Source organism: Leclercia sp. UBA1284 (assembly GCF_002308415.1).
Lineage (GTDB): Bacteria > Pseudomonadota > Gammaproteobacteria > Enterobacterales > Enterobacteriaceae > Enterobacter > Enterobacter pneumoniae.
The window spans coordinates 17,772-42,984 of sequence record NZ_DBUS01000006.1; the positions used below are offsets into that span (position 1 = coordinate 17,772).

The 25,213-nt window shown below is 55.8% G+C and carries 22 protein-coding genes and 1 tRNA gene; 16 read left to right on the forward strand and 7 right to left on the reverse strand.

Annotation, left to right across the window (positions count from 1 at the left end):
- Positions 1 to 6: 6 nt before the first annotated feature.
- Positions 7 to 777, reverse strand: coding sequence for an amidohydrolase (locus tag B3511_RS03330; protein WP_207293046.1), 771 nt, complete (start codon positions 775 to 777; stop codon positions 7 to 9).
- A gap of 108 nt (positions 778 to 885) precedes the next feature.
- Entirely contained in the window at positions 886 to 3,330 is a 2,445-nt protein-coding gene (gene fadE / locus B3511_RS03335) for an acyl-CoA dehydrogenase FadE (RefSeq protein ID WP_040077039.1), read from the reverse strand.
- Positions 3,331 to 3,568: 238 nt separating this feature from the next.
- Here fadE and lpcA point away from each other — a divergent pair, with 238 nt between their 5' ends.
- A complete protein-coding gene (gene lpcA, locus B3511_RS03340) occupies positions 3,569 to 4,147 on the forward strand; it encodes a D-sedoheptulose 7-phosphate isomerase (protein ID WP_286777528.1) in 579 nt (192 codons plus the stop codon).
- Positions 4,148 to 4,193: 46 nt separating this feature from the next.
- The gene (locus B3511_RS03345; protein ID WP_040077037.1) at positions 4,194 to 4,961 is read left to right on the forward strand and encodes a class II glutamine amidotransferase; all 768 of its coding nucleotides are present in this window, start codon (positions 4,194 to 4,196) and stop codon (positions 4,959 to 4,961) included.
- Here B3511_RS03345 and dpaA read toward each other — a convergent pair.
- Complete coding sequence (dpaA, locus tag B3511_RS03350; protein WP_040077036.1) at positions 4,932 to 5,672, reverse strand: peptidoglycan meso-diaminopimelic acid protein amidase; 741 nt, start codon at positions 5,670 to 5,672, stop codon at positions 4,932 to 4,934. The genes B3511_RS03345 and dpaA overlap by 30 nt on opposite strands.
- Before the next feature lie 423 nt (positions 5,673 to 6,095).
- On the opposite strand from dpaA, the gene B3511_RS03355 reads away from it, so the two are divergent.
- From B3511_RS03355 to nqrM, 7 genes are read left to right on the forward strand one after another with little or no spacing between them, the layout of a single operon-like run.
- Entirely contained in the window at positions 6,096 to 7,439 is a 1,344-nt protein-coding gene (locus B3511_RS03355) for a Na(+)-translocating NADH-quinone reductase subunit A (RefSeq protein WP_286777529.1), read from the forward strand.
- A 3-nt stretch (positions 7,440 to 7,442) separates the two neighbouring features.
- Positions 7,443 to 8,681 (forward strand): NADH:ubiquinone reductase (Na(+)-transporting) subunit B, encoded by a 1,239-nt coding sequence (locus tag B3511_RS03360; RefSeq protein ID WP_046886708.1) that lies wholly within the window; start codon positions 7,443 to 7,445, stop codon positions 8,679 to 8,681.
- Positions 8,674 to 9,468 (forward strand): Na(+)-translocating NADH-quinone reductase subunit C, encoded by a 795-nt coding sequence (locus B3511_RS03365; RefSeq protein ID WP_046886709.1) that lies wholly within the window; start codon positions 8,674 to 8,676, stop codon positions 9,466 to 9,468. The genes B3511_RS03360 and B3511_RS03365 overlap by 8 nt, the downstream gene beginning before the upstream one ends.
- The gene (locus B3511_RS03370; RefSeq protein WP_032616678.1) at positions 9,461 to 10,099 is read left to right on the forward strand and encodes an NADH:ubiquinone reductase (Na(+)-transporting) subunit D; all 639 of its coding nucleotides are present in this window, start codon (positions 9,461 to 9,463) and stop codon (positions 10,097 to 10,099) included. The genes B3511_RS03365 and B3511_RS03370 overlap by 8 nt, the downstream gene beginning before the upstream one ends.
- 6 nt (positions 10,100 to 10,105) lie before the next feature.
- Entirely contained in the window at positions 10,106 to 10,702 is a 597-nt protein-coding gene (gene nqrE, locus B3511_RS03375) for an NADH:ubiquinone reductase (Na(+)-transporting) subunit E (protein WP_046886710.1), read from the forward strand.
- 11 nt (positions 10,703 to 10,713) lie between these two features.
- Entirely contained in the window at positions 10,714 to 11,937 is a 1,224-nt protein-coding gene (gene nqrF / locus B3511_RS03380) for an NADH:ubiquinone reductase (Na(+)-transporting) subunit F (RefSeq protein WP_046886711.1), read from the forward strand.
- Between the two features lies 1 nt (position 11,938).
- On the forward strand, positions 11,939 to 12,151 hold the full coding sequence (nqrM, locus tag B3511_RS03385) for a (Na+)-NQR maturation NqrM (RefSeq protein ID WP_046886712.1): 213 nt from the start codon (positions 11,939 to 11,941) through the stop codon (positions 12,149 to 12,151).
- A gap of 34 nt (positions 12,152 to 12,185) precedes the next feature.
- On the opposite strand, the gene B3511_RS03390 is transcribed toward nqrM, so the two are convergent.
- Entirely contained in the window at positions 12,186 to 13,031 is an 846-nt protein-coding gene (locus B3511_RS03390) for a glycerophosphodiester phosphodiesterase family protein (protein WP_263616459.1), read from the reverse strand.
- Positions 13,032 to 13,188: 157 nt separating this feature from the next.
- Between B3511_RS03390 and dinB the strand changes: the two genes are divergently transcribed.
- Complete coding sequence (gene dinB, locus B3511_RS03395; protein ID WP_040077028.1) at positions 13,189 to 14,247, forward strand: DNA polymerase IV; 1,059 nt, start codon at positions 13,189 to 13,191, stop codon at positions 14,245 to 14,247.
- A 41-nt stretch (positions 14,248 to 14,288) separates the two neighbouring features.
- Here dinB and pepD read toward each other — a convergent pair whose 3' ends face one another.
- Complete coding sequence (pepD, locus tag B3511_RS03400; RefSeq protein WP_286777530.1) at positions 14,289 to 15,746, reverse strand: cytosol nonspecific dipeptidase; 1,458 nt, start codon at positions 15,744 to 15,746, stop codon at positions 14,289 to 14,291.
- 257 nt (positions 15,747 to 16,003) lie between these two features.
- Here pepD and gpt point away from each other — a divergent pair, with 257 nt between their 5' ends.
- The 3 genes from gpt (at position 16,004) to crl (ending at position 18,263) form a co-directional block, all read left to right on the forward strand.
- Positions 16,004 to 16,462 (forward strand): xanthine phosphoribosyltransferase, encoded by a 459-nt coding sequence (gpt, locus tag B3511_RS03405; RefSeq protein ID WP_040077024.1) that lies wholly within the window; start codon positions 16,004 to 16,006, stop codon positions 16,460 to 16,462.
- Between the two features lie 97 nt (positions 16,463 to 16,559).
- Positions 16,560 to 17,804, forward strand: a complete 1,245-nt coding sequence (frsA, locus tag B3511_RS03410; RefSeq protein ID WP_046886716.1) for an esterase FrsA — start codon at positions 16,560 to 16,562, stop codon at positions 17,802 to 17,804.
- A gap of 57 nt (positions 17,805 to 17,861) precedes the next feature.
- Positions 17,862 to 18,263, forward strand: coding sequence for a sigma factor-binding protein Crl (crl, locus tag B3511_RS03415; RefSeq protein WP_046886717.1), 402 nt, complete (start codon positions 17,862 to 17,864; stop codon positions 18,261 to 18,263).
- 68 nt (positions 18,264 to 18,331) lie between these two features.
- Here crl and phoE read toward each other — a convergent pair whose 3' ends face one another.
- Entirely contained in the window at positions 18,332 to 19,384 is a 1,053-nt protein-coding gene (phoE, locus tag B3511_RS03420) for a phosphoporin PhoE (RefSeq protein ID WP_286777531.1), read from the reverse strand.
- A gap of 306 nt (positions 19,385 to 19,690) precedes the next feature.
- On the opposite strand from phoE, the gene proB reads away from it, so the two are divergent.
- Positions 19,691 to 20,794, forward strand: coding sequence for a glutamate 5-kinase (gene proB / locus B3511_RS03425; protein WP_040077021.1), 1,104 nt, complete (start codon positions 19,691 to 19,693; stop codon positions 20,792 to 20,794).
- An 11-nt stretch (positions 20,795 to 20,805) separates the two neighbouring features.
- Complete coding sequence (gene proA, locus B3511_RS03430) at positions 20,806 to 22,059, forward strand: glutamate-5-semialdehyde dehydrogenase (protein WP_286777532.1); 1,254 nt, start codon at positions 20,806 to 20,808, stop codon at positions 22,057 to 22,059.
- A 40-nt stretch (positions 22,060 to 22,099) separates the two neighbouring features.
- Here proA and B3511_RS03435 read toward each other — a convergent pair whose 3' ends face one another.
- Positions 22,100 to 24,733 carry a bifunctional diguanylate cyclase/phosphodiesterase gene (locus B3511_RS03435; RefSeq protein WP_286777533.1) on the reverse strand — a complete coding sequence of 878 codons (2,634 nt, stop codon included), beginning with the start codon at positions 24,731 to 24,733 and terminating at the stop codon, positions 22,100 to 22,102.
- A gap of 317 nt (positions 24,734 to 25,050) precedes the next feature.
- Between B3511_RS03435 and B3511_RS03440 the strand changes: the two genes are divergently transcribed.
- Positions 25,051 to 25,126: transfer RNA gene (locus B3511_RS03440), tRNA-Thr, on the forward strand.
- Positions 25,127 to 25,213 lie beyond the last annotated feature (87 nt).

The following is a 25,213-nucleotide window of genomic DNA, read 5'->3' on the forward strand; positions in this document are numbered from 1 at the left end:
GGGAACTCACTCAATACGAAACGGATCCGCATCCTGCCAGGCAGGGAACTTCTCCCGATACTCTTTTAACGCCGTTAGCGAGAGCTCAGCGTCAATGCGCGTCGCCTGATGTGGCTCGGCAGTGGCAATGATCTCGCCCTGCGGGCTCACCACCCGGCTATCACCACGATAATGGTGACCATTGCCGTCGGTGCCTACCCGGTTACATCCCGCGACCCAGGCCTGGTTTTCAATGGCCCGCGCGGTCAGCAGAGCCTGCCAGTGCAGCGAGCGCGGAGCGGGCCAGTTGGCAACATACAGCGCAAGGTCATAATCGTCGCGGTTACGTGACCAGACCGGGAAGCGCAGGTCGTAACAGACCAGCGGCAGAATACGCCAGCCGCGCCACTCAAACACCACGCGCACGTTACCCGCCTCGTAATGCTGATGCTCATCGGCCATTCTGAAGAGGTGGCGCTTGTCGTAGAAATGCACCTTACCTTCAGGCTCCACCAGCAGGAAGCGGTTCACCGGGCCACGTTCAGTTTGCAGGGCAGCGCTGCCCGCGATCAACGCGTTGGCTTGCTGTGCCTTTGCCTGCATCCAGGCCACGACCTCTTCCTGTGCCAGCGATTTTGTCGCGGCTTCCATGGCAAAGCCGGTGGTAAACATCTCCGGCAACACAATGATATCGCGACCGGAAATCGCCTCCAGTTGACGATCAAAATGACGCAGGTTGGCAGGGCCATCCATCCAGACTAAGGGTTGTTGTAACAGCGTAATTTTCAAACCAGGCACAGTTAAGACTCCTCACAGGACCGCATCAAAACACTGTAGCACGAGGCCCGTCGAAATGGGGGCAATAAAAAACCCCGCACGGGGCGGGGTTTGTCGGTCCGATTTGGCTTACGCCGCTTCAGGCTTGCGGACCTTCTCCGGCAGCTTTACCGGCTGGGTCGCCAGCTCTTCAGCATCGAAATCATCAACGTTGATACTGCGCAGACGACTCTCTTCCGCTTTCACCAGCACAGCCGCTTCATCCGGGGTGATGATCCCACCCGCCATCGCCTGCTGAGCCAGTTCATCCAGACGGGTAAACGGCAGGTTTTTGCCCAGCTGTTTACAGATTTTCTGGTGAATCGGGTCGGCCGCCATGACATCCAGCAGCGCCTGTTCCAGCAGACCGACCGGGTTATGCTCCGTCGGGGCCAGATACTGACCGCGGCCGATACGGGAGCGGGTTGCGCTCGGTATTTGCAGGATCTTCGCCACTTTATGATCCAGCTTATCGCTTGGCGCCAGGTAGTGACGTCCGGTCGGGAAGATCACCACGCGCAGGGCACCGGCCACAAAGCGGTTCGGGAAGTTCGCCAGCAGATCATCAATGGCCTGTTCTGCCTGATAAAGCGCATCCTGTACGCCCCAGTGCACCAGCGGCAGATCCGCTTCATGACGGCCTTCATCGTCGTAGCGTTTCAGTACCGCCGAGGCGAGGAAGATCTGGCTCAGCACATCGCCCAGACGGGCTGAGATGCGTTCACGACGCTTCAGGCTTCCGCCCAGCACGGCCATGGAGACGTCCGAGAGCAGCGCCAGGTTAGCACTCAGGCGGTTAAGGTGCTGGTAGTAACGTTTAGTGGCATCGCCGGTTGGGGTGGCGCTGGTGAGGCCGCGCGTCAGACCCAGCCAGAAGCTACGCATTTCGTTGCTTCCCACGTGACCAATATGTTTAAAGAAGAGCTTATCGAACGCGTCGAGATCGTTGTTCTGCGCCGCCGCCATCTCTTCCAGCACATAAGGATGGCAACGAATCGCCCCCTGGCCGAAGATCATCATGCTACGGGTCAGAATGTTTGCCCCTTCTACGGTGATGGCAATAGGCGCACCCTGATAGCCTCGCGCCAGGAAGTTGCCTTCGCCGAGCATAATGCCTTTACCGCCTGCGATATCCATCGCATCAATAATCGACTGCTGCGCACGGTGGGTACAGTGATACTTCACAATCGCCGACAGCACCGCCGGTTTTTCGCCGAGCATGATGCCGTAGGTAATTAATGATGCCGCGGCGTCCATCACGTAGGCATTGCCTGCGATACGCGCCAGAGGCTCTTCGATACCTTCCATCTTGCCGATGGCAATTTTGAACTGACGACGGATATGCGCATAAGCACCAATCCCCATCGCCACCGATTTCAGGCCACCGGTAGAGTTCGACGGCAGGGTAATACCACGCCCGACCGACAGACACTCCACCAGCATACGCCAGCCCTGGCCGGCCATTTTCGGACCGCCAATAATGTAATCAATTGGGACAAAGATATCCTGCCCGCGCGTCGGCCCGTTCTGGAACGGCACGTTCAGCGGGAAGTGGCGGCGGCCAATTTCAACGCCAGGCGTGGAGGTCGGGATCAGCGCACAGGTAATGCCCAGCTCTTCATCACCGCCCAGCAGTTTGTCCGGGTCAGAGAGTTTAAAGGCCAGCCCCAGCACGGTGGCGATAGGTGCCAGCGTGATGTAGCGCTTGTTCCAGGTCAGGCGCATACCTAGCACCTGCTCACCCTGCCACTCACCCATGCAGACCACGCCGGTATCCGGAATGGCGCCCGCATCGGAGCCCGCTTCCGGGCTGGTCAATGCGAAGCAAGGGATCTCCTGGCCACGGGCCAGTCGCGGCAGATAGTGATTTTTCTGCTCTTCCGTACCGTAATGTTGCAGCAGCTCACCCGGGCCTAATGAGTTAGGTACCCCGACGGTGATCGCCAGGATGCCCGAAACCCCGGCCAACTTTTGCAGCACGCGGGCTTGTGCGTAAGCCGAGAACTCCAGGCCGCCGTACTCTTTTTTGATGATCATCGCGAAGAAGCGATGTTCTTTCAGATATGCCCACAGCTCAGGCGGTAAATCGGCCATCTCATGGGTGATAGCAAAGTCGTTTGCCATGCGGCACGCTTCTTCTACCGGGCCATCGATAAAGGCCTGCTCTTCTGCGGTCAGACGCGGCTGAGGATAGTTGTGCAGTTTTTTCCAGTCCGGCTTGCCCTGGAAGAGGTCACCTTCCCACCAGGTGGTGCCGGCGTCGATTGCCTCTTTCTCTGTACGGGACATCGGCGGCATCACTTTACGGAAACCGCGGAATACCGGGGCAGAGATCATCGACTTACGCATCGACGGTAAATTGAACGGCAACAGGATGATGGCCAGCGGCAGTACCACCCAGATATTCCACAGGCCAGCTAATCCCAGCGCTGCGGTCCAGGCCAGCAAAATCAGGCTGCTCAGCAGCAAATTGACGCGGTGATAAAAGAGCGCACCGATCAGAACAACGGTTGCGATAAGACTCAAAATCATCATAAAGAAAAGCTCCCTTGCTTGTAGGAGGTCTGACCACTTGTGATGATATGGTTGTAGTGGATGTCACTTCTTTTAGCAATGTGTTTACAAAGTAATTACAACCTGGTTCACATTGTTCATGTTTTACCCGGCACAAAAAATCAAAACCGCCGACGAATCGTGTGGCTTTAGCTTCTCGCTTTTCGCGCTATCCGTTACACTCGCACTGTTATTTCATCAATACTGAAGGATTATCCTCATGTACCAGGATCTTATTCGTAACGAACTGAACGAAGCGGCGGAAACGCTGGCCAACTTTCTGAAAGATGAAGCCAATATCCACGCTATTCAGCGCGCGGCGGTCCTGCTTGCCGACAGCTTTAAAGACGGCGGTAAGGTGCTCTCTTGCGGCAACGGTGGCTCACATTGTGACGCCATGCACTTCGCCGAAGAGCTGACCGGTCGTTATCGTGAAAACCGTCCGGGCTACCCGGCGATTGCGATCTCCGACGTGAGCCACATCTCCTGCGTGAGCAACGACTTTGGTTACGACTATGTCTTCTCTCGCTATGTTGAAGCAGTGGGGCGTGAAGGGGATGTTCTGTTGGGCATTTCCACGTCTGGTAACTCCGGTAACATCATCAAAGCGATTGAAGCGGCCCGGGCGAAAGGGATGAGAGTCATCACCCTGACCGGTAAAGATGGCGGCAAAATGGCCGGCACGGCGGACATCGAGATCCGCGTTCCTCACTTTGGCTATGCTGACCGCATCCAGGAAATTCACATTAAAGTGATTCATATCCTGATTCAGTTGATCGAAAAAGAGATGGTTAAGTAAATCTTCGCCGGGGGCATCATTGTCCCCGCTGTTGTGGAGGTCATGTATGTGCGAACTGCTCGGGATGAGCGCCAATGTGCCAACCGATATCTGCTTTAGTTTTACCGGGCTGGTGCAGCGCGGAGGAGGGACCGGGCCGCATAAAGACGGCTGGGGTATTACCTTCTATGAAGGCAAAGGCTGTCGCACCTTCAAGGATCCACAACCCAGCTTTAACTCACCTATAGCCCGTCTGGTGCAGGATTATCCGATAAAATCCTGCTCAGTGATTGCCCATATTCGCCAGGCAAATCGCGGCGAAGTGGCGCTGGAAAATACCCACCCCTTTACCCGCGAGCTCTGGGGACGTAACTGGACTTACGCGCATAACGGGCAACTGTCGGGCTATAAATCGCTGGAAACCGGCAACTTCCGCCCGGTGGGCGAAACCGACAGCGAAAAGGCTTTTTGCTGGTTGTTGCACAAACTGACCGAGCGCTACCCGCGCACGCCAGGCAATATGACCGCGGTATTCAAATACATCGCCTCGCTGGCCACCGAGCTACGTGAGAAAGGGGTATTTAATATGCTGCTGTCGGACGGGCGTTACGTCATGGCGTTTTGCTCTACCAACCTCTTCTGGATCACCCGTCGGGCGCCGTTCGGTGTGGCAAAGCTGCTGGATCAGGATGTGGAAATTGATTTTCAGACCGAGACCACACCCAACGATGTGGTCACGGTGATCGCCACTCAGCCGCTGACGGGCAATGAGTCCTGGCAAAAGATCATGCCAGGAGAGTGGGTCTTATTTTGCCTCGGGGACCGCGTAGTTTGACGCCAGCTGTGGATGAACCACTTCGTGGCTAAGCGGCTTGCTGACCACATAGCGGCCATCCACGACTGATACGGTCGGCGGCTTACGCGTTTGCTGGAAGTAGTCATAACCCGGTTTGAGCTGTTTCCAGAAATCGGCGTAATAAGAGTATTTATGACGCTGCATATTGGCATCGGTCATGCGGAACGGATAGATACTCACCTGAACGCCAGGCTGGCCAAACACCAGTGCGCCGGTCACAAACTGGAAGATCTCATCAATTCCGCTGTCGGTCATGGCGTAGCAGCCAACTGAGACGCAGGCACCGTGGATCATCAGGTATTTGCCGTCATAACCATGCGCACGGTCGTACTGATTCGGGAAGCCGATATTGATCGCTTTATAGAAGCGGCTATCGGGTTTGAGCTGGCTGCGCTGCACGGTATAGAACCCTTCCGGACTCTTAAAATCGCCCTGGCGCTGTTTCGGGCCTAGTCCGCCGGAATAGTTACAGATTTTGTAGCTGTCGAGCAGCTGATACGTCTCACCCATCTTCACGTAAAGATCGAGCGTCCGCTCCTCTTTAAAGATCTGGATATAGACAGGGGACCCCATCAACTGCTGCTTATACTCTTTGCTGACCGGCGTTGTCGAGCTATCGCTGCTGAGCAGCCCGGCAAATGACACGCACGGAATCAGAAGCATCGCAATGAACAATGCGATTTTGCGCATACTACATGTTCCTTGATAAAACTAAACCAACTTGCCAGGACGGCAAAAGAGACCCGAAATCAGATTTATCTGCATTTAGGAGCGCTCACATTAGCACCACTGGAGTTTTTCGCAAGATCCAGGGCGCGGGTTTACAAAATAGTTTTACGTTATATCCCATCTCGTCTGCGATGGCTGTGAGAACTTTGCGCATTAGCTCGCATTTTAGTGCCCGGGACGCCGCAATTCCTGCCGCCTAAACCCGGGAAATGTTACACTTCGGCAGCCTTAAGACCGAAGGATTAGAAAGGATGCTTTTCTCAGGAGTTGGCTCAACTCCGCCGCTTATCCGGGTGCCTCAACCCTCCCTTTCTTCCTGTGTATCGATTATTGACCCGTCTGGCTTGTTGGCCGGTTAGGTCGTTTATGGGTATTGCTAACACTATGATAAGAATCAAAAAAGGACTTGATTTGCCGATCTCCGGCATTCCAGTGCAGCAGATCTCTCCAGGCTCGCGCTCGCATCATGTCGCTGTTCTGGGGGATGACTACGTGGGGATGCGGCCTGCCATGCTGGTACAGGAGGGGGACAGCGTTGTAAAAGGACAGGCGCTGTTCGAAGATAAAAAGAACCCGGGCGTGCTCTTTACCGCCCCGGCCAGCGGCACCGTGGTGGCTATTCATCGCGGCGAGCGGCGCGTTCTGCAATCGGTGGTGATTCGCATTGAGGGCGACAGCCAGCGTGAGTTCGCCCACTACCCGCTCGCTGAGCTGCCAACGCTCAGTCGTTCGGCAGTGCAAGCGCAACTGTTGGCTTCTGGTCTCTGGACGGCGCTACGCACGCGTCCTTACAGTAAAACGCCGGTTCCCGATACGGTCCCGGCAGCCATTTTCGTGACCGCTATCGACACCCATCCCCTGAGCGCTGACCCGCAGCCGATTATTCTGGCCCAGCGTCAGGACTTTGATGCCGGGCTAACGGTACTGACGCGTCTGACCGACGGGCGGGTACATGTCTGCCAGGCCAGCGGCGGGAAGCTGGGCGGTCATGCACAGGGGCAAGTGACCTTTAATGCGTTTGCTGGCCCGCATCCGGCCGGGCTGGTGGGTACGCATATCCATTTCCTTGAGCCAGTGAGCCTGACAAAACAGGTCTGGCATCTCAATTATCAGGATGTCATCGCCATCGGTAAGCTCTTTACCACCGGGGTGCTCTCCAGCGAACGCGTGATCGCGCTTGGCGGCCCACAACTGAAAACGCCGCGACTGGTGCGTACTGAACTGGGTGCCGATCTTAACGAACTGCTGGCCCAGGAGACCCTGGATGGGGAAAACCGTCACATCTCCGGTTCGGTGCTGAGCGGCAGGCATGCCACAGGTGCGCAGGCATACCTCGGGCGTTTTCATCTGCAGGTCAGCGTCGTGCTGGAAGGGCGTGAAAAAGAGCTTTTCGGTTGGGTGATGCCGGGCGCGGAGAAGCATTCCGTCACCCGCACCACCCTCGGCCATTTCCTGCGTAAAAAGCTGTTTAATTTCTCGACGTCTACCCATGGTGGCGAACGTGCCATGGTTCCCATCGGCAACTACGAGCGAGTAATGCCGCTCGATATTTTGCCCACTCTGCTGCTGCGCGATTTGCTGGCCGGTGATACCGACGGCGCGCAGGCGCTGGGCTGCCTGGAGCTGGATGAAGAAGATCTGGCGCTCTGCACCTACGTTTGCCCAGGAAAATACGAATATGGACCGGTGTTGCGCGAGGTATTAACCCGCATTGAGCAGGAAGGATAACCGATGGGCCTGAAACATCTCATTGAAAAACTGGAGCCGCACTTTACGCATGGCGGCAAACTGGAAAAGTATTACCCGCTGTTTGAAGCGACCACAACGGTGTTTTACACCCCGGGTCAGGTGACGAAGGGGGCTGCGCACGTACGCGATGCCATCGATCTCAAAAGGATGATGATCCTCGTCTGGTTTGCCGTCTTCCCTGCGATGTTCTGGGGCATGTACAACGTGGGCCTGCAAACCATCCCGGCGTTGCATCATCTGTACGACGCCCAGCAACTCCAGCAGGTTATTCAGGGCGACTGGCACTACCGCGTGGCGCAGATGCTCGGCGTGAGCTTTGCTGCCGATGCTGGCTGGATAAGCATGATGACCCTGGGGGCCGTCTACTTCCTGCCTGTTTATATGACGGTTTTCCTGGTCGGTGGCTTCTGGGAAGTGCTGTTTGCCATCGTGCGCAAGCACGAGATTAACGAGGGATTCTTCGTCACCTCAATTCTGTTTGCCCTGATTGTGCCCCCCACGCTCCCTTTGTGGCAGGCGGCGATGGGCATCAGTTTTGGCGTGGTAATGGCGAAAGAACTCTTCGGCGGCACCGGACGTAACTTCCTCAATCCGGCCCTGGCCGGCCGTGCTTTTCTCTTCTTTGCCTATCCGGCCCAAATTTCTGGCGACCTGGTCTGGACGGCGGCTGACGGCTTCTCGGGCGCAACGCCGCTTTCGCAGTGGGCGGCACACGGCGGTGAGACGCTGGTCAATAACGCCACCGGCCAGCCCGTTAGTTGGTTTGATGCCTTTATCGGCACCATTCCGGGGTCGATAGGTGAAGTATCAACGCTGATGATCCTGATTGGCGGTGCCATCATTCTGTTTGGTCGCGTCGCCTCCTGGCGCATCGTGGCCGGGGTCATGATCGGCATGATTGCCATCGCCTCGCTCTTTAACCTGATAGGTTCCGACACCAACCCGATGTTCTCTATGCCATGGTACTGGCACCTGGTACTGGGCGGTTTTGCCTTCGGCATGATGTTTATGGCAACCGATCCGGTTTCGGCTTCATTTACCGACAAAGGGAAGTGGTGCTACGGCATCCTGATCGGTGCCATGTGCGTGTTGATCCGCGTGGTCAACCCGGCTTATCCGGAAGGGATGATGCTGGCGATCCTGTTTGCCAACCTGTTCGCGCCGCTGTTCGACTACCTGGTGGCGCAGGCCAACATCAGACGGAGGAAGGCGCGTGGCTGAGAACAAAAATAACGATAGCATCGGCAAGACCTTGATGGTGGTGCTGGTGCTGTGCCTGGTGTGCTCCATTGTGGTGGCGGGCTCTGCCGTAGGGCTGAAGTCGCGCCAGCAGGAGCAGCGAGCCCTGGACAAACAGCGCAATATCCTGGCGGTAACGGGACTCATGCAGGGTGAGATGAGCGCTGAAGAGGTCGCACAGACCTTTGCCGAGCGTATCACGCCGAAGCTGGTGGAGCTAAAAACCGGCGCGATACTCGACAAGGATCCAAACAGCTATAACCAGGGGCTGGCGCTAAAGGATCCCAAAATGAGTACGGTACTGGAGGCCAGCGAAGATCCGGCGGGGATTAAGCGTCGCAGCAACGTTGCTGAAATCTACCTGGTGCGCGATGAACAACAACGTGTGCAGCAACTGGTTTTGCCGGTCTATGGCAACGGTCTGTGGTCAATGATGTATGCCTTTGTGGCCCTTGATACCGATGGTCGCACCGTTAAAGGCATCACCTGGTACGATCAGGGAGAAACCCCGGGGCTGGGCGGTGAAGTCGAAAACCCGGGCTGGCGTGCGCAATTTATTGGCAAAAAAGTGCTGGACGATAACGGGCAGCCGGCGCTGAAAGTGATGAAAGGCGCTGCGCGGCAAGGCGACGAGTACGCGGTAGATGGCCTTTCTGGCGCCACGCTCACCTCGAACGGCGTACAACACAGTTTCGATTTCTGGATGGGCGAACTGGGTTTTGGGCCCTTTCTTAAAAAAGTACGTGAAGGAGAGCTGAATCATGGCTGACGCGGGCGAGCTGAAAGAAGTCAAACGGGTTTTGATTGGGCCGTTGATTGCCAATAACCCTATCACCCTGCAGGTGCTGGGGGTCTGCTCGGCGCTGGCGGTGACCACAAAACTGGAAACGGCGGTGGTCATGACTCTGGCGGTGACGCTGGTGACGGCGTTCTCCAGCATGTTTATCTCGATGATTCGCCACCATATCCCCAACAGCGTACGCATTATTGTGCAGATGGCGATCATCGCCTCGCTGGTGATCGTGGTGGATCAACTGTTACGCGCCTTCGCCTATGAAACCTCGAAACAGCTGTCGGTGTTTGTCGGCTTGATCATCACCAACTGTATTGTGATGGGCCGGGCTGAAGCCTACGCCATGAAAATGCCGCCGTTGGCGAGCTTTATGGATGGCATTGGCAACGGCCTCGGTTACGGGGTGATTCTGCTGACCGTGGGCTTCCTGCGAGAGCTGATTGGTAGCGGAAAACTGTTTGGGATTACGGTACTGGATACCGTGCAAAACGGTGGCTGGTACCTGCCGAATGGCCTGTTTTTGCTGGCACCAAGCGCCTTCTTCATTATCGGTTTGTTGATCTGGGCGGTGAGAACCTGGCGCCCGGAGCAGCAGGAAAAGGAGTAACCGACAATGGCTCATTACCTTAGTTTGTTTGTGCGCGCGGTGTTTGTCGAAAACATGGCGCTCGCGTTCTTCCTCGGGATGTGTACTTTTCTTGCCGTCTCCAAAAAGGTATCGACCGCGTTTGGTCTTGGCGTGGCCGTGACGGTGGTGCTGGGGTTGTCGGTCCCGATTAACAATCTGGTCTTCAACCTGGTGCTGCGCGACGGTGCGCTGGTGGAAGGGGTGGATCTCAGCTTCCTTAACTTCATTACCTTTATTGGCGTGATTGCTGCGCTGGTGCAGATTCTGGAGATGATCCTCGATAAATACTTTCCATCCCTTTACAACGCGCTGGGGATCTTCCTGCCGTTGATTGCGGTGAACTGCGCCATCTTTGGCGGGGTGTCATTTATGGTTCAGCGTGATTACAACTTCACCGAGTCGGTCGTGTACGGATTTGGCTCGGGTATTGGCTGGATGCTGGCGATTGTCACCATGGCAGGGATCCGCGAAAAAATGAAATACGCTAACGTGCCGGCCGGTCTGCGCGGCTTAGGGATCACCTTTATCACCACCGGTTTAATGGCGCTGGGCTTTATGTCCTTCTCCGGTGTGCAGCTATAAGGGCTTAATAAATGGAAATTATTCTTGGCGTCGTGATGTTTACGCTCATCGTTCTGATGCTGTCCGGGTTGATTCTGGTGGCGCGTGCGAAGCTGGTTAATGCAGGTGATGTCACGATCGATATTAACGATGAAGCGGACAAACAGATTCGCACCGCAGCGGGTGATAAGCTGCTCAATACGCTCTCCGGCAACGGCATTTTTGTCTCCTCCGCCTGCGGCGGCGGCGGCTCCTGCGGACAGTGCCGGGTTGTCGTGAAAGAGGGGGGCGGTGACATCCTCCCCACCGAGCTTGCGCATATCAGTAAGCGCGAGGCGAAAGAGGGATGTCGTCTGGCCTGTCAGGTGGCGGTGCGCCAGAACATGAAAATCGAACTGCCTGAAGAGATTTTCGGCGTTAAGAAGTGGCAGTGTGAAGTGATCTCCAACGATAACAAAGCCACCTTTATCAAGGAGCTGAAGCTACGGGTACCGGAAGGCGAAGATGTTCCCTTCCGTGCAGGGGGTTATATTCAAATCGAATGTCCCGAACACACCGTGGCTTACGCCGATTTTGATGTGCCTGACGAGTACCGTGCGGACTGGGATAAATTTAATCTTTTCCGCTTCGTCTCTGACGTCAAAGAGCCCACGCTGCGGGCGTACTCCATGGCCAACTATCCGGACGAGAAGGGCATCATCATGCTCAATGTGCGTATCGCCACGCCGCCCCCGGGCGTGCCTGATGCGCCGCCGGGAATTATGTCCTCCTATATCTGGTCGCTGAAAGCGGGCGATAAGGTCACGATTTCCGGGCCGTTTGGCGAGTTCTTTGCCAAAGAGAGCGAGGCCGAAATGGTCTTTATCGGCGGCGGTGCTGGCATGGCGCCGATGCGCTCACATATCTTCGATCAGCTAAAGCGTCTTGGCAGTAAGCGTAAAATCAGCTTCTGGTACGGTGCCCGCTCGCGGCGTGAGATGTTCTACGATGACGAGTTTGAACAGCTGGCGCGAGAAAATCCTAACTTCAGCTTCCACGTTGCGCTCTCCGATCCGCAGCCGGAAGATAACTGGACGGGCTATACCGGCTTCATTCACAACGTGCTGTATGAGAACTACCTCAAGAACCATGCCGCGCCGGAAGATTGCGAGTTCTACATGTGCGGTCCACCGGTGATGAACGCGGCGGTTATCAGGATGCTGAAAGATCTTGGCGTGGAGGATGAGAACATCATGCTGGACGACTTCGGAGGCTGATATGTTTGTTTTTATCGCCACCTTTGCGGTATTTGTGCTGGTTATCTTTGCCATGTCGCTCGGCTGGATCATCAAGCGTAAAAGCCTGCAGGGCAGCTGCGGTGGGATCTCCTCCCTGGGCATGGAGAAAGTATGCGACTGCCCTGAACCGTGCGATGCGCGGAAAAAACGGATGGAACGTGATGCCCGGCGTCAGCAGGGCAGAATACTCTAAAATCATCAGGCCGCGCTCGCGGCCTGATTAACGATTAATGCCACTGGCTGGCCTGCGCAGGGGAATCGACCACGACACCGTCGGCACCCAGCATTTTTGCAGTCTGAAAATCCTTGCTGGCGTTGATGCCCAGTAAAATAATGTGCGCATTCCCCTGCGAACGGAAACAGGTCATCGCCTCTTTGTCCCACGTCAGCGTCGCCGGCGAAATGCCTTCGCCGAGCGTGAATTTTTCGACTATCTCAACCTTACGGTTAAGCTCCAGGCCATACCAGTATTCATCCATGGTTTTGGCTGGGGCATCGCACAGATGATTCAGCGAAATATTTGCCAGACGAGTCCGGGTTTCACTGCGGGTCACAAAACGCGGTACCGTAGGCGGCAATGCGTCCAGGTAACGATCTTCCGTGGAGTAAACGCGAACCCGCTGTAAGCTATTCGTCTCTTGCAGGGTGGCCGTCAACTGTTTCGCCATCTCCTCCGGCGCCGCGTCCGGCGATTTAATATCAATAAAGAACCGGGTCTCTGGCCACTGTTCCAGTACGGCTTTTAGCGTCGGGATGGTGGCATTTGCAATCGTCTCTTTCCATTTGGTACCGGCATTAAAGGTCGTAAGCTCGGCAGCGGTGTAGGCAGAAACTTTTCCCTTCATTGACGTTAACGCCTGCAGGTCGCTGGGACGATAAAGCACCGGCACGCCGTCACGGCTAAGCTGTACGGTTATCCAGATGGCCTGAGCCTGATTTTGCAGCGCCAGCTTAATGGCCGGCAGGGTATTTTCTGGCGCGTCGCCCGTGCCGCCACGATGCGCAATGATTTCTGGGCTGGCCCAGAGCGAGGTGCTGAGAAACAGCAGCGAGGCGGCAATCCGTTTGTTCATGAAACGATCTCCAGATATTTTTTAACGTAATGAATTATAAGGTTTTTATAGGGTTCTCTTTTTAACATAGCCGTATGACGGTAATGAGACGCTAAAACGGCTGTCGCATTAAATGTTGTTTGTTATACTGTATGCAATTACAGGTATGGTGAATGGAATGCGCAAAATCATTCATGTCGATATGGACTGCTTTTTTGCTGCGGTAGAGATGCGGGACAATCCGGCGCTGCGGGATATTCCCATTGCTATCGGCGGCAGCCGCGTAAAGCGGGGCGTCATCAGCACGGCAAACTACCCGGCGCGCAAATTTGGCGTGCGCAGCGCCATGCCTACGGCGATGGCCCTGAAGCTATGCCCCCACTTAACCCTGTTGCCGGGTCGCTTTGAGGCCTACAAAGAAGCGTCGCTGCATATCCGCGATATCTTCTCCCGCTACACTTCTCTCATTGAGCCCCTGTCGCTTGACGAAGCCTATCTCGACGTTACGGAAAGCCTGCATTGCCACGGCTCGGCAACGTTGATGGCGCAGGAGATTCGCCAAACCATCTCTAACGAACTCAACCTCACCGCCTCGGCGGGGGTGGCGCCGGTAAAATTTCTGGCCAAGATCGCGTCCGATCTTAATAAGCCCAACGGTCAGTATGTGATCACGCCCGATGACGTCCCGGCGTTCTTAAAAACCCTGTCGCTCAGTAAAATCCCCGGGGTGGGCAAAGTCTCTGCGGCAAAGCTGGAGAGCATGGGGCTTCGCACCTGCGAAGATGTGCAAAATAGCGATCTTGCTATGCTCCTTAAGCGGTTCGGTAAATTTGGCCGGGTGTTGTGGGAGCGAAGCCAGGGGATTGACGATCGCGACGTCAACAGCGAGCGGCTGCGAAAATCGGTTGGTGTGGAGCGCACCCTGAGTGATGACATTCATGACTGGGCGGAGTGTGAAAAAATCATTACCGAACAGCTCTATCCCGAGCTAGAGCGGCGACTGGCGAAAGTGAAGCCAGACCTGTTGATTGCCCGTCAGGGGGTCAAACTTAAATTTAACGATTTTCAGCAGACGACCCAGGAGCACGTCTGGCCGCGTCTCAACAAAGACGACCTTGTCGCCACCGCGAAGAAAACCTGGGCAGAGCGTCGGGCAGGGCGGGGCGTACGGCTGGTGGGTTTACACGTCACGCTATTGGATCCGCAATTAGAGCGGCAGCTGTTGCTGGGGTTATAAAAAAGCCCGGCGGAGCCGGGCTTGATGGCGAGAAGAAATGCTTACTTCGCCGGGATGGCTTTCAGCAGTTCTGTCAGCAGGGTCCAGTAGTGGCCCACGCTTTCAATATGAACTTGCTCGTCTGGCGAGTGCGGACCCGTAATGGTTGGGCCGATAGACACCATGTCCATATCCGGGTACGGTTTTTTAAACAGACCGCACTCCAGACCGGCGTGAATCACCTGAATGTTCGGGGTGCTGTTGAACAGACGCTGGTAGGTTTCACGAACCAGGGCCATTACCGGCGAGCTTGCGTCCGGCTGCCAGCCTGGATAGCTGCCTTTTGCGGATGTTTTCGCTCCGGCCAGGGCACCCAGTGATTCCAGCATACTCACAACGTACTCTTTACCGCTGTCGATAAGTGAACGGATCAGGCAGATGATTTCTGCGCTGTCGTCGCTCATGGTCACCACGCCCACGTTCAGGGAGGTTTCCACCACCCCTTTCGCGACGTCGGAGTTACGGATCACGCCGTTTGGTGTGGCATTCAGCAACTGAACAAAGGCGTCACGGGATGCGGTAGTCAGCGCCGTTTTGTCGCTGGAGACGGCTTCGAGCACCACGGTCAGGTTCTTCTCTTTCACCGAGAGTTCGTTTTTCAGGATATCCAGATAAACGTTCGCCAGGTTTTTCAGCGCGTCGGCTTTGTCAGCCGCAACGGCGACGGTAGCGAAGGCTTCGCGCGGGATGGCGTTACGCAGGGTGCCGCCATTGAAATCGACAAGGCGCAGATCCAGTTCGGCCGCGTGGCCTGCCAGGAAGCGTGCCAGCAGTTTGTTCGCATTGCCCAGGCCCAGGTGAATATCGCCGCCGGAGTGGCCACCTTTCAGCCCTTTCAGGGTCAGCTTAAAGGTCTGGAAATTGGCGGGTACCGCTTCACGGGTCAACGGCAGGGTGGCGATGAAATCGATACCGCCAGCGCAACCCATGTAGATCTCACCCTCTTCTTCGGAGTCGGTGTTGATCAGGATATCTGCCTGCAGCCAGTTCGCCTGCAGACCAAATGCGCCGTCCATACCCGCTTCTTCCGTCATGGTCAGCAACACTTCCAGCGGGCCATGCTCAACGCTGTCATCAGCCAGTACGGCCAGGGCAGAGGCCATGCCGATACCGTTATCCGCGCCCAGCGTGGTGCCGCGCGCTTTAACCCACTCGCCGTCGATGTACGGCTGAATCGGATCTTTAGTGAAGTCGTGGACGGTGTCGTTGTTTTTCTGTGGAACCATGTCCAGGTGCGCTTGCAGTACAACTGCTTTGCGGTTTTCCATGCCTTTGGTGGCAGGTTTACGGATCAGAATGTTACCAACCTGGTCGCGCTCGGCGTGAAGCCCTTTTTCCTTCGCCCAGCCCATGATGTGTTCGGCAAGCTGTTCTTCGTGATAGGAAGGGTGAGGAATGGAGCAGATTTTGGCAAAAATATCCCACAGCGGTTGTGGAGATAGTTGAGACAGTTCAGACACTATGAGTCTCCTTGTCGATATCCTGCAACAGGGATGCAGGACACGGGGTTAGCAGGTTTAGAGTCACCACAAGTCAGACTTGCGAGATGCGGTTGAGAATACCACTTTCTCTGGCAACGCATAGTATTAAGCATGCAAAAACTCCACCCCATGCCGCTTAACACTGGTTTTTAGTGCGTCAGATCTCTATAATCTCGCGCAACCTGGTTCACCCCTCATTTTTTTAAGCCGTATACAAACAGGCTGGGACACTTCACATGAGCGAAAAATACGTCGTCACCTGGGACATGTTGCAGATTCACGCACGCAAACTGGCTGCGCGCCTGATGCCTTCCGAACAGTGGAAAGGCATTATCGCCGTTAGCCGTGGCGGTTTGGTACCGGGGGCGCTGCTGGCACGTGAGCTGGGTATTCGTCATGTCGATACCGTCTGCATCTCCAGCTACGACCATGACAACCAGCGTGAGCTGACAGTACTCAAGCGCGCCGAAGGTGATGGCGAAGGCTTTATCGTTATTGACGACCTGGTCGATACCGGTGGCACCGCGGTCGCTATTCGCGAAATGTATCCAAAAGCGCATTTCGTCACTATCTTCGCAAAACCGGCGGGTAAACCACTGGTTGATGATTATGTGATTGATATCCCGCAAGATACCTGGATTGAGCAGCCATGGGATATGGGCGTGGTCTTCGTACCGCCTATTTCAGGCCGCTAAATCCTCTTTTTAACGCCCGGTGACGCCGGGCGTTATTGTTTTTGCCTGTAGCACGTTACAATAGCCTTCTCTGACGTATCTCTAGAGGCAGCGCGAAATGACCCAGGCGAATCTCAGCGAAATTCTCTTCAAACCCAAATTCAAACATCCGGAAACCTCGACCCTGGTTCGCCGCTTCAACAGTGGCACAGAGCAGCAGGTGCAGTCCGCGCTGGATGGCAAAAATATTCCTCACTGGTATCGCATGATTAACCGCCTGATGTGGATTTGGCGCGGGATCGATCCGCGTGAAATTCTGGAGGTGCAGGCGCGCATTGTGATGAGTGATGCCGAGCGTACCGATCCGGAACTGTACGACACGGTGGTGGGATATCGTGGCGGCAACTGGATCTATGAGTGGGCAAAACAGGCGATGCTCTGGCAGCAGAAAGCCACGCAGGAGCCAGATCCGGCCCTCAGCGGCCAGCACTGGCTGCATGCCGCCGACCTTTACAGTATCGCGGCATATCCGCATCTGAAGGGCGATGAGCTGGCAGAGCAGGCGCAGGCGCTGGCGAATCGCGCCTATCAGGAGGCCGCGCAGCACCTGCCGGGGCGGATACGTGAAATCGAATTCACCATTCCCGGCGGCCCCTCCGTGACCGGATTCCTGCATATGCCCGCAGGCGAGGGTCCCTTCCCGACGGTTATGATGTGCGGCGGCCTCGATTCTCTGCAGACCGATTATTACAGCCTTTATGAACGCTATTTCGCCCCGCAGGGCGTCGCGATGCTCACCCTGGATATGCCCTCTATTGGCTTCTCTTCGAAATGGAAGCTGACCCAGGATTCCAGCTTGCTCCATCAGCACGCCCTGAGATCGCTGGAAAAAAATCCCTGGGTCGATCATACCCGCGTCGCGGCATTTGGTTTCCGCTTTGGTGCGAACGTGGCGGTGCGTCTGGCCTATCTGGAGTCGTCGCGCCTGAAGGCGGTGGCCTGTCTTGGTCCGGTCGTCCACGCCCTGCTTAGCGAACCCGCCCGGCAGGGGGGCGTGCCAGAGATGTATCTGGACGTGCTCGCCAGCCGCCTGGGCATGCAGCAAGCCTCCGACGAGGCGCTGCGCATCGAGCTCAACCGTTATTCGTTAAAAACGCAGGGCTTGCTGGGGCGACGCTGCCCAACGCCGATGCTCTCGGGCTACTGGAAGAACGATCCATTCAGCCCGGAAGAGGAGTCACGTTTAATCACCTCGTCATCTGTCGATGGCAAGCTGCTGGAGGTGCCGTTTAGCCCGGTTTACCAGAATTTTGACAAAGCACTGCAGCAAATCTCGCGTTGGATCCATCAGAGATTGTGTTGATTGATTGCTAATTTTTTGTGGTTTGGTAAAACAGTGGCTTCACAAAAGGAGATCGCAATGACGTTACCGAGTGGACATCCGAAAAGTAGAATGATCAAAAAGTTCATGGCTCTTGGCCCGTATATCCGGGAAGAGCAGTGCGAAGGGGCACGCTTTTTTTTCGATTGCCTGGCAGTTTGCGTCAATGTTAAGCCCGCGCCGGAAAAGCGCGAATTCTGGGGCTGGTGGATGGAGATGGAAGCAGAAGAGAGCCGATTTACTTACAGCTACCAGTTTGGTCTGTTTGATAAAGATGGGCACTGGCAGGCGGTCGCCATTAAAGATCCCGAGGTGGTGCAGCGTCTGGAACACACCCTGCGTGAATTCCATGAAAAAGCACGCACTCTGCTGGCAAGTTTTGAACTGAAACTGGAACCTGCCGATGATTTCACCAATCAACCGGTGAAACTTACCGCCTGATTGCGGGGTCACCAATACAAAATAAAAAAGCCCGGCGCTCTGGCAGCCGGGCTTTTTTTTAGTCTGAATTAGAACTGGTAGGTCATACCCACGGCAACGATGTCGTCGCTGCTCACGCCCAGCGCATTATCGTCGTCGATCTGGTTGATTTTATAATCAACAAACGCGGACATGTTTTTGTTGAAATAATAGGTCGCGCCCACATCAATATATTTCACGAGATCTTCGCTGCCGATCCCTTCAATATTTTTGCCTTTAGACTGGACATAACCCAAGGATGGGCGCAGACCAAAGTCAAATTGATATTGTGCCACTACTTCAAAGTTCTGTGCTTTATTCGCAAAGCCACCGGAAATAGGGGTCATATTGCGGGTTTCGGTATACATAGCCGCCAGGTAGATATCGTTAGCGTCATATTTCAGACCGGTACCCCAGGCTTCGGCTTTGTCGCCGTTACCACGTGCCAGCAAGTTCTGATCGTTAGTACGATCGGAGTTGGTATACGCGCCGCTCACCGCAAACGCGCTGCCGCCGAAGTCATAGCTTAAAGAGGTACCGAAGCCGTCGCCGTTCTGTTTCTTGGCGTCGCGACCTTCGTTTTTACCCTGATATTGCAGGGTCAGGTCCAGGCCGTCTACCGCACCGAAGAAGTCGGTGTTGCGATACGTCGCCAGGCCGCTGGAGCGTTTGGTCATGAAGTTATCGGTCTGACCAGAGGAGTCGCCGCCGAATTCCGGGAACATATCGGTCCAGGCTTCTACGTCGTACAGAGCGCCCAGGTTACGGCCATAGTCGAAAGAACCAATATCTTTAATTTTAAGACCGGCGAAGGCCAGACGGGTCTTTTGCGTAGCGTCGCTCTCGGCTTTGTTGCCAGAGAATTCTGCTTCCCAGCGACCGTAACCGGTCAGCTGATCGTTAATTTGAGTTTCGCCTTTAAAGCCGAAACGGACGTAGGTCTGGTCACCATCTTTGGCGTCGTCATCACTGAGATAGTGCATGGCTTTTACTTTACCGTACACATCCAGTTTATTTCCGTTTTTATTAAAGACTTCTGCTGCGTGAACAGATGCGGAAGCAACAACGCTCATTACCACTAATGCCAGAGTACTCTTTTTCATTTTCAATCCTGAGTGTTTTGTAAACGCGCTAATATTCGCTGAGCAATAAGAATCGACTTATTACCCCGTGAAAAACAGGAAGGGTTTTAACGTCCGCGGGTGAACGTTTTATGACAATTTCAGAATAATTTCAAAAAGCGCTGATTTATTATTTCAGTAATAAAAATGTAAAAATCTGCCGCTACGCTTCCTGATCCCGCGCAACAAAGTGTTCCCCTCTGCGCAAAGCCTGTTGGCAACGCGGCTCAGTCCTGCTAAAACGTCTGATTAACATCATTTTCCCTTATTGTTGAACGGCAGAGAATCATGAGTGATAGCCAGACGCTGGTCGTAAAACTCGGTACCAGTGTATTAACAGGCGGATCGCGCCGCCTTAATCGCGCCCATATCGTTGAGCTGGTGCGCCAGTGCGCGCAGCTGCATGCCGCAGGGCATCGCATTGTTATTGTTACCTCCGGCGCGATTGCCGCCGGGCGCGAACATCTGGGCTACCCTGAACTCCCCGCAACGATTGCCTCCAAGCAGCTTCTCGCCGCCGTGGGCCAAAGCCGTCTGATTCAGCTTTGGGAGCAGCTCTTCTCCATTTACGGCATTCACGTAGGCCAGATGTTGCTGACCCGCGCAGACATGGAAGACCGCGAGCGTTTCCTGAACGCGCGGGATACCCTGCGCGCGCTTCTGGATAACAACATTGTGCCGGTCATCAACGAAAACGATGCGGTGGCCACAGCCGAAATCAAAGTCGGCGATAACGATAACCTCTCTGCACTGGCGGCTATTCTGGCGGGGGCCGATAAACTGCTGCTGCTGACTGACCAGCAAGGGCTGTTCACCGCCGATCCGCGTACCAACCCACAGGCTGAACTGATCACCGATGTGAAAGGGATCGACGATGCGCTGCGCGCGATTGCCGGCGACAGCGTTTCGGGCCTGGGGACGGGCGGCATGGGCACAAAACTGCAGGCTGCGGACGTGGCTTGCCGCGCGGGCATCGACACCATTATTGCGGCGGGCAGCCGTCCTGGCGTGATTGGCGATGTGATGGAGGGTATCTCTGTCGGCACGCGTTTCCATGCCGAAGCGACGCCGCTGGAGAACCGTAAACGCTGGATCTTCGGTGCTCCTCCGGCGGGGCAGCTCACCGTGGACGAAGGCGCGACCGCGGCAATTCTGGAACGCGGGAGCTCATTGCTTCCGAAAGGCATTAAAAACGTGACAGGTAACTTCTCCCGTGGTGAAGTGATCCGTATCTGCAATCAGGAAGGGCGCGATATTGCCCACGGCGTTTCTCGCTATAACAGCGATGCGCTGCGCCGTATCGCAGGCCATCACTCCCAGCAGATTGACGCGATTCTCGGGTATGAATATGGCCCGGTTGCTGTTCATCGTGACGATATGATCATTCGCTAAGGAGCCAGAAAATGTTGGAACAAATGGGCGCCGCCGCCAAAGCCGCCTCGTACAAGCTGGCGCTCCTCTCCAGTCGCGAGAAAAATCGCGTGCTGGAAAAAATCGCTGATTATCTGGAAGCGCAGTCCGCTGAGATTCTGCTCGCCAACGAACAGGATCTGCTGGAAGCCCGTCGCAATGGTCTGAGCGAGGCGATGCTCGACCGCCTGGCCCTGAATCCGGCGCGTCTGAAAAGCATCGCCGACGATGTGCGTCAGGTCTGCAATCTGGCCGACCCGGTTGGACAAGTTATTGACGGCGGCCTGCTGGACAGCGGCCTGCGCATTGAACGTCGCCGCGTACCGCTGGGCGTAATCGGCGTGATTTATGAAGCCCGCCCGAACGTGACGGTGGATGTTGCCTCCCTGTGCCTGAAAACCGGCAACGCCGCGATCCTGCGCGGCGGGAAAGAGACCTGGCGTACCAACGCCGCGACCGTGAAAGTAATTCAGCAAGCGCTGGAAGAGTGCGGCCTGCCAGCCGGTGCCGTACAGGCGATCGAAAGCCCGGATCGCGCGCTGGTAACCGAAATGCTGCGCATGGATAAGTACATCGATATGTTGATCCCGCGCGGTGGCGCTGGCCTGCACAAACTGTGCCGCGAACAGTCAACGATCCCGGTGATCACCGGAGGGATCGGGGTGTGTCACATCCTGGTCGATGAGAGCGCCGAGATCGACCCGGCGCTGAAGATCATCGTTAACGCTAAAACCCAGCGTCCCAGCACCTGTAACACCGTTGAAACGCTGCTGGTACACCGGGGCATCGCCAGCACCTTCCTGCCGGCGCTGAGTAAGCAGATGGCGGAAAGCGGCGTCACCCTCCACGCGGAACCGGATGCGCTGGCACTGCTGCAAAACGGCCCGGCGAAGGTTGAGGCGGTGAAAGCGGAACAGTACGACGACGAATACCTGTCGCTGGATCTGAACGTCAAACTGGTGGCCGATCTGGATGAGGCCATTGCGCATATCCGTGAACATGGCACGCAGCACTCTGATGCTATCCTGACCCGCACGCTGCGCCATGCCGACCGCTTTATCAATGAAGTGGACTCATCGGCGGTGTACGTCAATGCCTCTACCCGCTTCACCGACGGCGGCCAGTTTGGCCTGGGCGCGGAAGTGGCAGTAAGCACCCAGAAGCTGCATGCGCGTGGCCCAATGGGGCTTGAAGCCTTAACTACCTACAAGTGGGTCGGCTTCGGCGACGACACGGTGCGTCGCTAACGACGCTGATGCACGCGGGTGGCTTGTAGGGCCGCCCGCGTTACTCCTCCAGCCGCTGCCCTGTGCGCTCTTGCGCCGCCGAATCGAGCGCGGCCATCTGCTCCTGCAACGCTGCCAGACTGAGCGGCCGCCCAATCAAGTACCCCTGGGTTTCATCGCACTCCATCATCATCAGTTTTTGCAGCTGTCCTTCCGTCTCAACCCCCTCCGCCGTGATGCTCAGCGAAAAAGCTTTGCCGAGGCCGATAATATTTTCAACGATGGTGTTGGCACTGTCGCTCTCCGGCATGCCGGAGATAAAGGACTTATCGAGCTTGATCCCATCGAACGGGAAGTTGCGCAGATAGCTGAGGGAGGAGTAGCCGGTGCCAAAATCGTCCATCAGCAATTTCACCCCCAGCTTCTTAAGCGCCAGCATCAGCTCAAGGCTATTTTCTGGGTTCCATAGCGTGGCGTTTTCAGTGATCTCAATCTCCAGCCGCGCCGGGTCGAGCCCGGAGAGGGTTAATGCGTCACGGATGCGCTCTACCAGACTCCAGGACTGGAACTCCACGGCGGAGATGTTGACCGACACCGAGAGGCCATTCAGAGATTGCTGCGCATCGCGACAGGCGGTCTTAAGCACCCAGTCGCTGAGCGCAACGATAAGGCCGGTCTCTTCTGCCAGCGAGATAAACTGATCGGGCATGAGCAGGCCAAGCTCAGGATGTTCCCAGCGGATGAGGGCCTCCACGGCGATAATCCGCGATGAGTTGTGCCCATAGCGCGGCTGATACACCAGGCGGAACTGCTCTTTCTTGATGGCCTCACGCAGGCCGTTTTCCATCTCGCGGCGTTGTACCATCTGCTCGGCCATTTCCGCAGTGTAAAAGAGCCATTTGTTGCGCCCGCTGCTTTTGGCTTTATAAAGCGCGATGTCTGAGAAGCGCAGCAGTTCGCCCGCGTCGACGGCATCCTGCGGGGCCATCGCAATCCCGATACTGGCGCCGATAAATATCTCATTGCCGTTGATAAAGAACGGTCGCGCCAGCTCGGCGAGAATACGTTCACACAGATGTTCGATATCCTGCCGATCGAGAATGTCAGAGATAATCAGAATAAATTCGTCTCCCCCCTGGCGTGCCACCAGATCGTAGTCGCGCACACAGTGGCGTAGACGGGCCGAGACCTCATGCAGCACGGTATCGCCAGCACCGTGACCGAACAGATCATTCACCGGCTTGAACTTATCCAGATCGAGGCTGATCATTGCCAGCGGATGCGCCTGCGTAGGCTGCGCTTGCAGCTTACCCTCCAGAAACTCGCGCATTCTTACCCGGTTAGGCAGGCCGGTCAGTTCGTCATGGCGCGAGAGATACTGCACGCGCGCCTGGGCTTCGACTTCGAGCGTGACGTCCGTGGCGGTGCCCCGGTAGCCGGTAATCCCCTCCGGCGTGATAACAGGCTTCAGGGCGATATGACAATAGCGCTGGTGGCCCATTGCCGAAAGATAGCGGCAGTGAAGCAGCCGGCGATGGCCCGTCTGGCCTGGCAGGGTGATCCACTCCGCCAGCGGTTGACCCTCAGCCTCTAAAAATTCGGTCACCGGCCGGCCAATCCATGCCGATATGCTGTGCCCGGTAATGCCGGGAAAGCGGTCCGAGAGCCAGGTAAAACGCAGGTCAGGGTCCGTTTCCCAGATCCAGTCCGTGGTGGCCTCGGCCACGTCGCGAAAGCGCCTTTCGCTGGCGGTGAGGGCAAGACGACTTTGGGTCAGCAGGAAGGTGTTTTCATCAAACATCCGGGCTTTTTTTAGCGCGTTGCGCCCCAGAATCACCCCGGCAAAGCCGGTACAGAGCGCCAGTAAAATCAGCAGCGGCAGGATGTAGCGCATCAGTTCCCGACCAGGGTTTTCACTTTTCCACTCAAAAGCGATCTGCTGCCCGTCGATAGGCAGGGTGGCAACGCCGCGACGCCCCGCTAACGCCGGCGCATTGCTACGTTGCACGCGGGCCTGGGCGATGCCGTACTCTTCCCCCATCGCCATCAACTTTTTATCATCCAGCACGTCCACAAACACCAGTACAGGCGCCGGGCCGGGAATACGTGCTATGCGTGAGTCATCGCCAGGGGTAATGCGCGCCGCTGACACCAGGGCGGGATGTCCAGCTTTCATGACGATGGTGCTGGCCAGCGGTTCCCCGTCCGGCCTGTCGATTTTATGCAATAGCTCTGGAATGGGGTTATCCCCCAGCCACGCTTGCAGAGGCCGCGTGACCAGCGCGCCGTCGATAACGCTATAGCGCGTCTGGCCGGCACCGTCGAGTACGAATATCCCCTCGTACTCAAAATCACGCCAGAGCGTAGCGCCCATATTTTGCCGGGTATAAGCCCATTCAACGTCCACGTAGGGGTGAAGGTGCTGATAGGCCTCGCCCCACCAGGCATAGTCTTTGATATGGGTGGTTAGGGTATCAATGCGGTTATGGATCGCTTTTTCCAGCAGCAGGGCGCTATGTTTATCGGTTTCCTGATTGATATTGTGCACGATAATCAGCAGCACAATGATGGCGATGGCAAACAGGGCCGATAGCAGTGACACCATGAGCATCAGGGCGCGTTTGATAAAGGAGGCCGTACTTTTATGCTCCAGAACCGGCCCGGTCGTCTCATCATTGACAAAAAGTTTCTGCATCCGATACCCACTCCCGATTTTATTGCCGCGGTCTGGGAAGTATCGACCTGCGCTCACGGGGCTTTATTGTAGAGAGATAAAATTGAAGATAGCTGATTTCGAAAGGAAAGAGGGGAGGGAGTGGCCGCGAGCGGGTCTTTTAATGATAAATGTGAAGGCAGGGGGGACCGGGTTTCGGTTAGGGTTACCCATACATTTTGTGCTGATTATTCAGGGCTTGATGCAAAAAACATCAACTGGAAGGCGAAGGTGTTGACGGAGAAAGCGCTTTTTCTTAACCTTACAAACCGTTGTCACGTTCGTGGCAGGCCTGAAAAGCCGATATAGCTCAGTTGGTAGAGCAGCGCATTCGTAATGCGAAGGTCGTAGGTTCGACTCCTATTATCGGCACCATCAAAGAAAAAGCTAAGAGAATCAAGGGGATACTTTGATGTTATCTTCTTTCATTGCTTTTCCTTCTGCACTGATAAACGCCTGTGT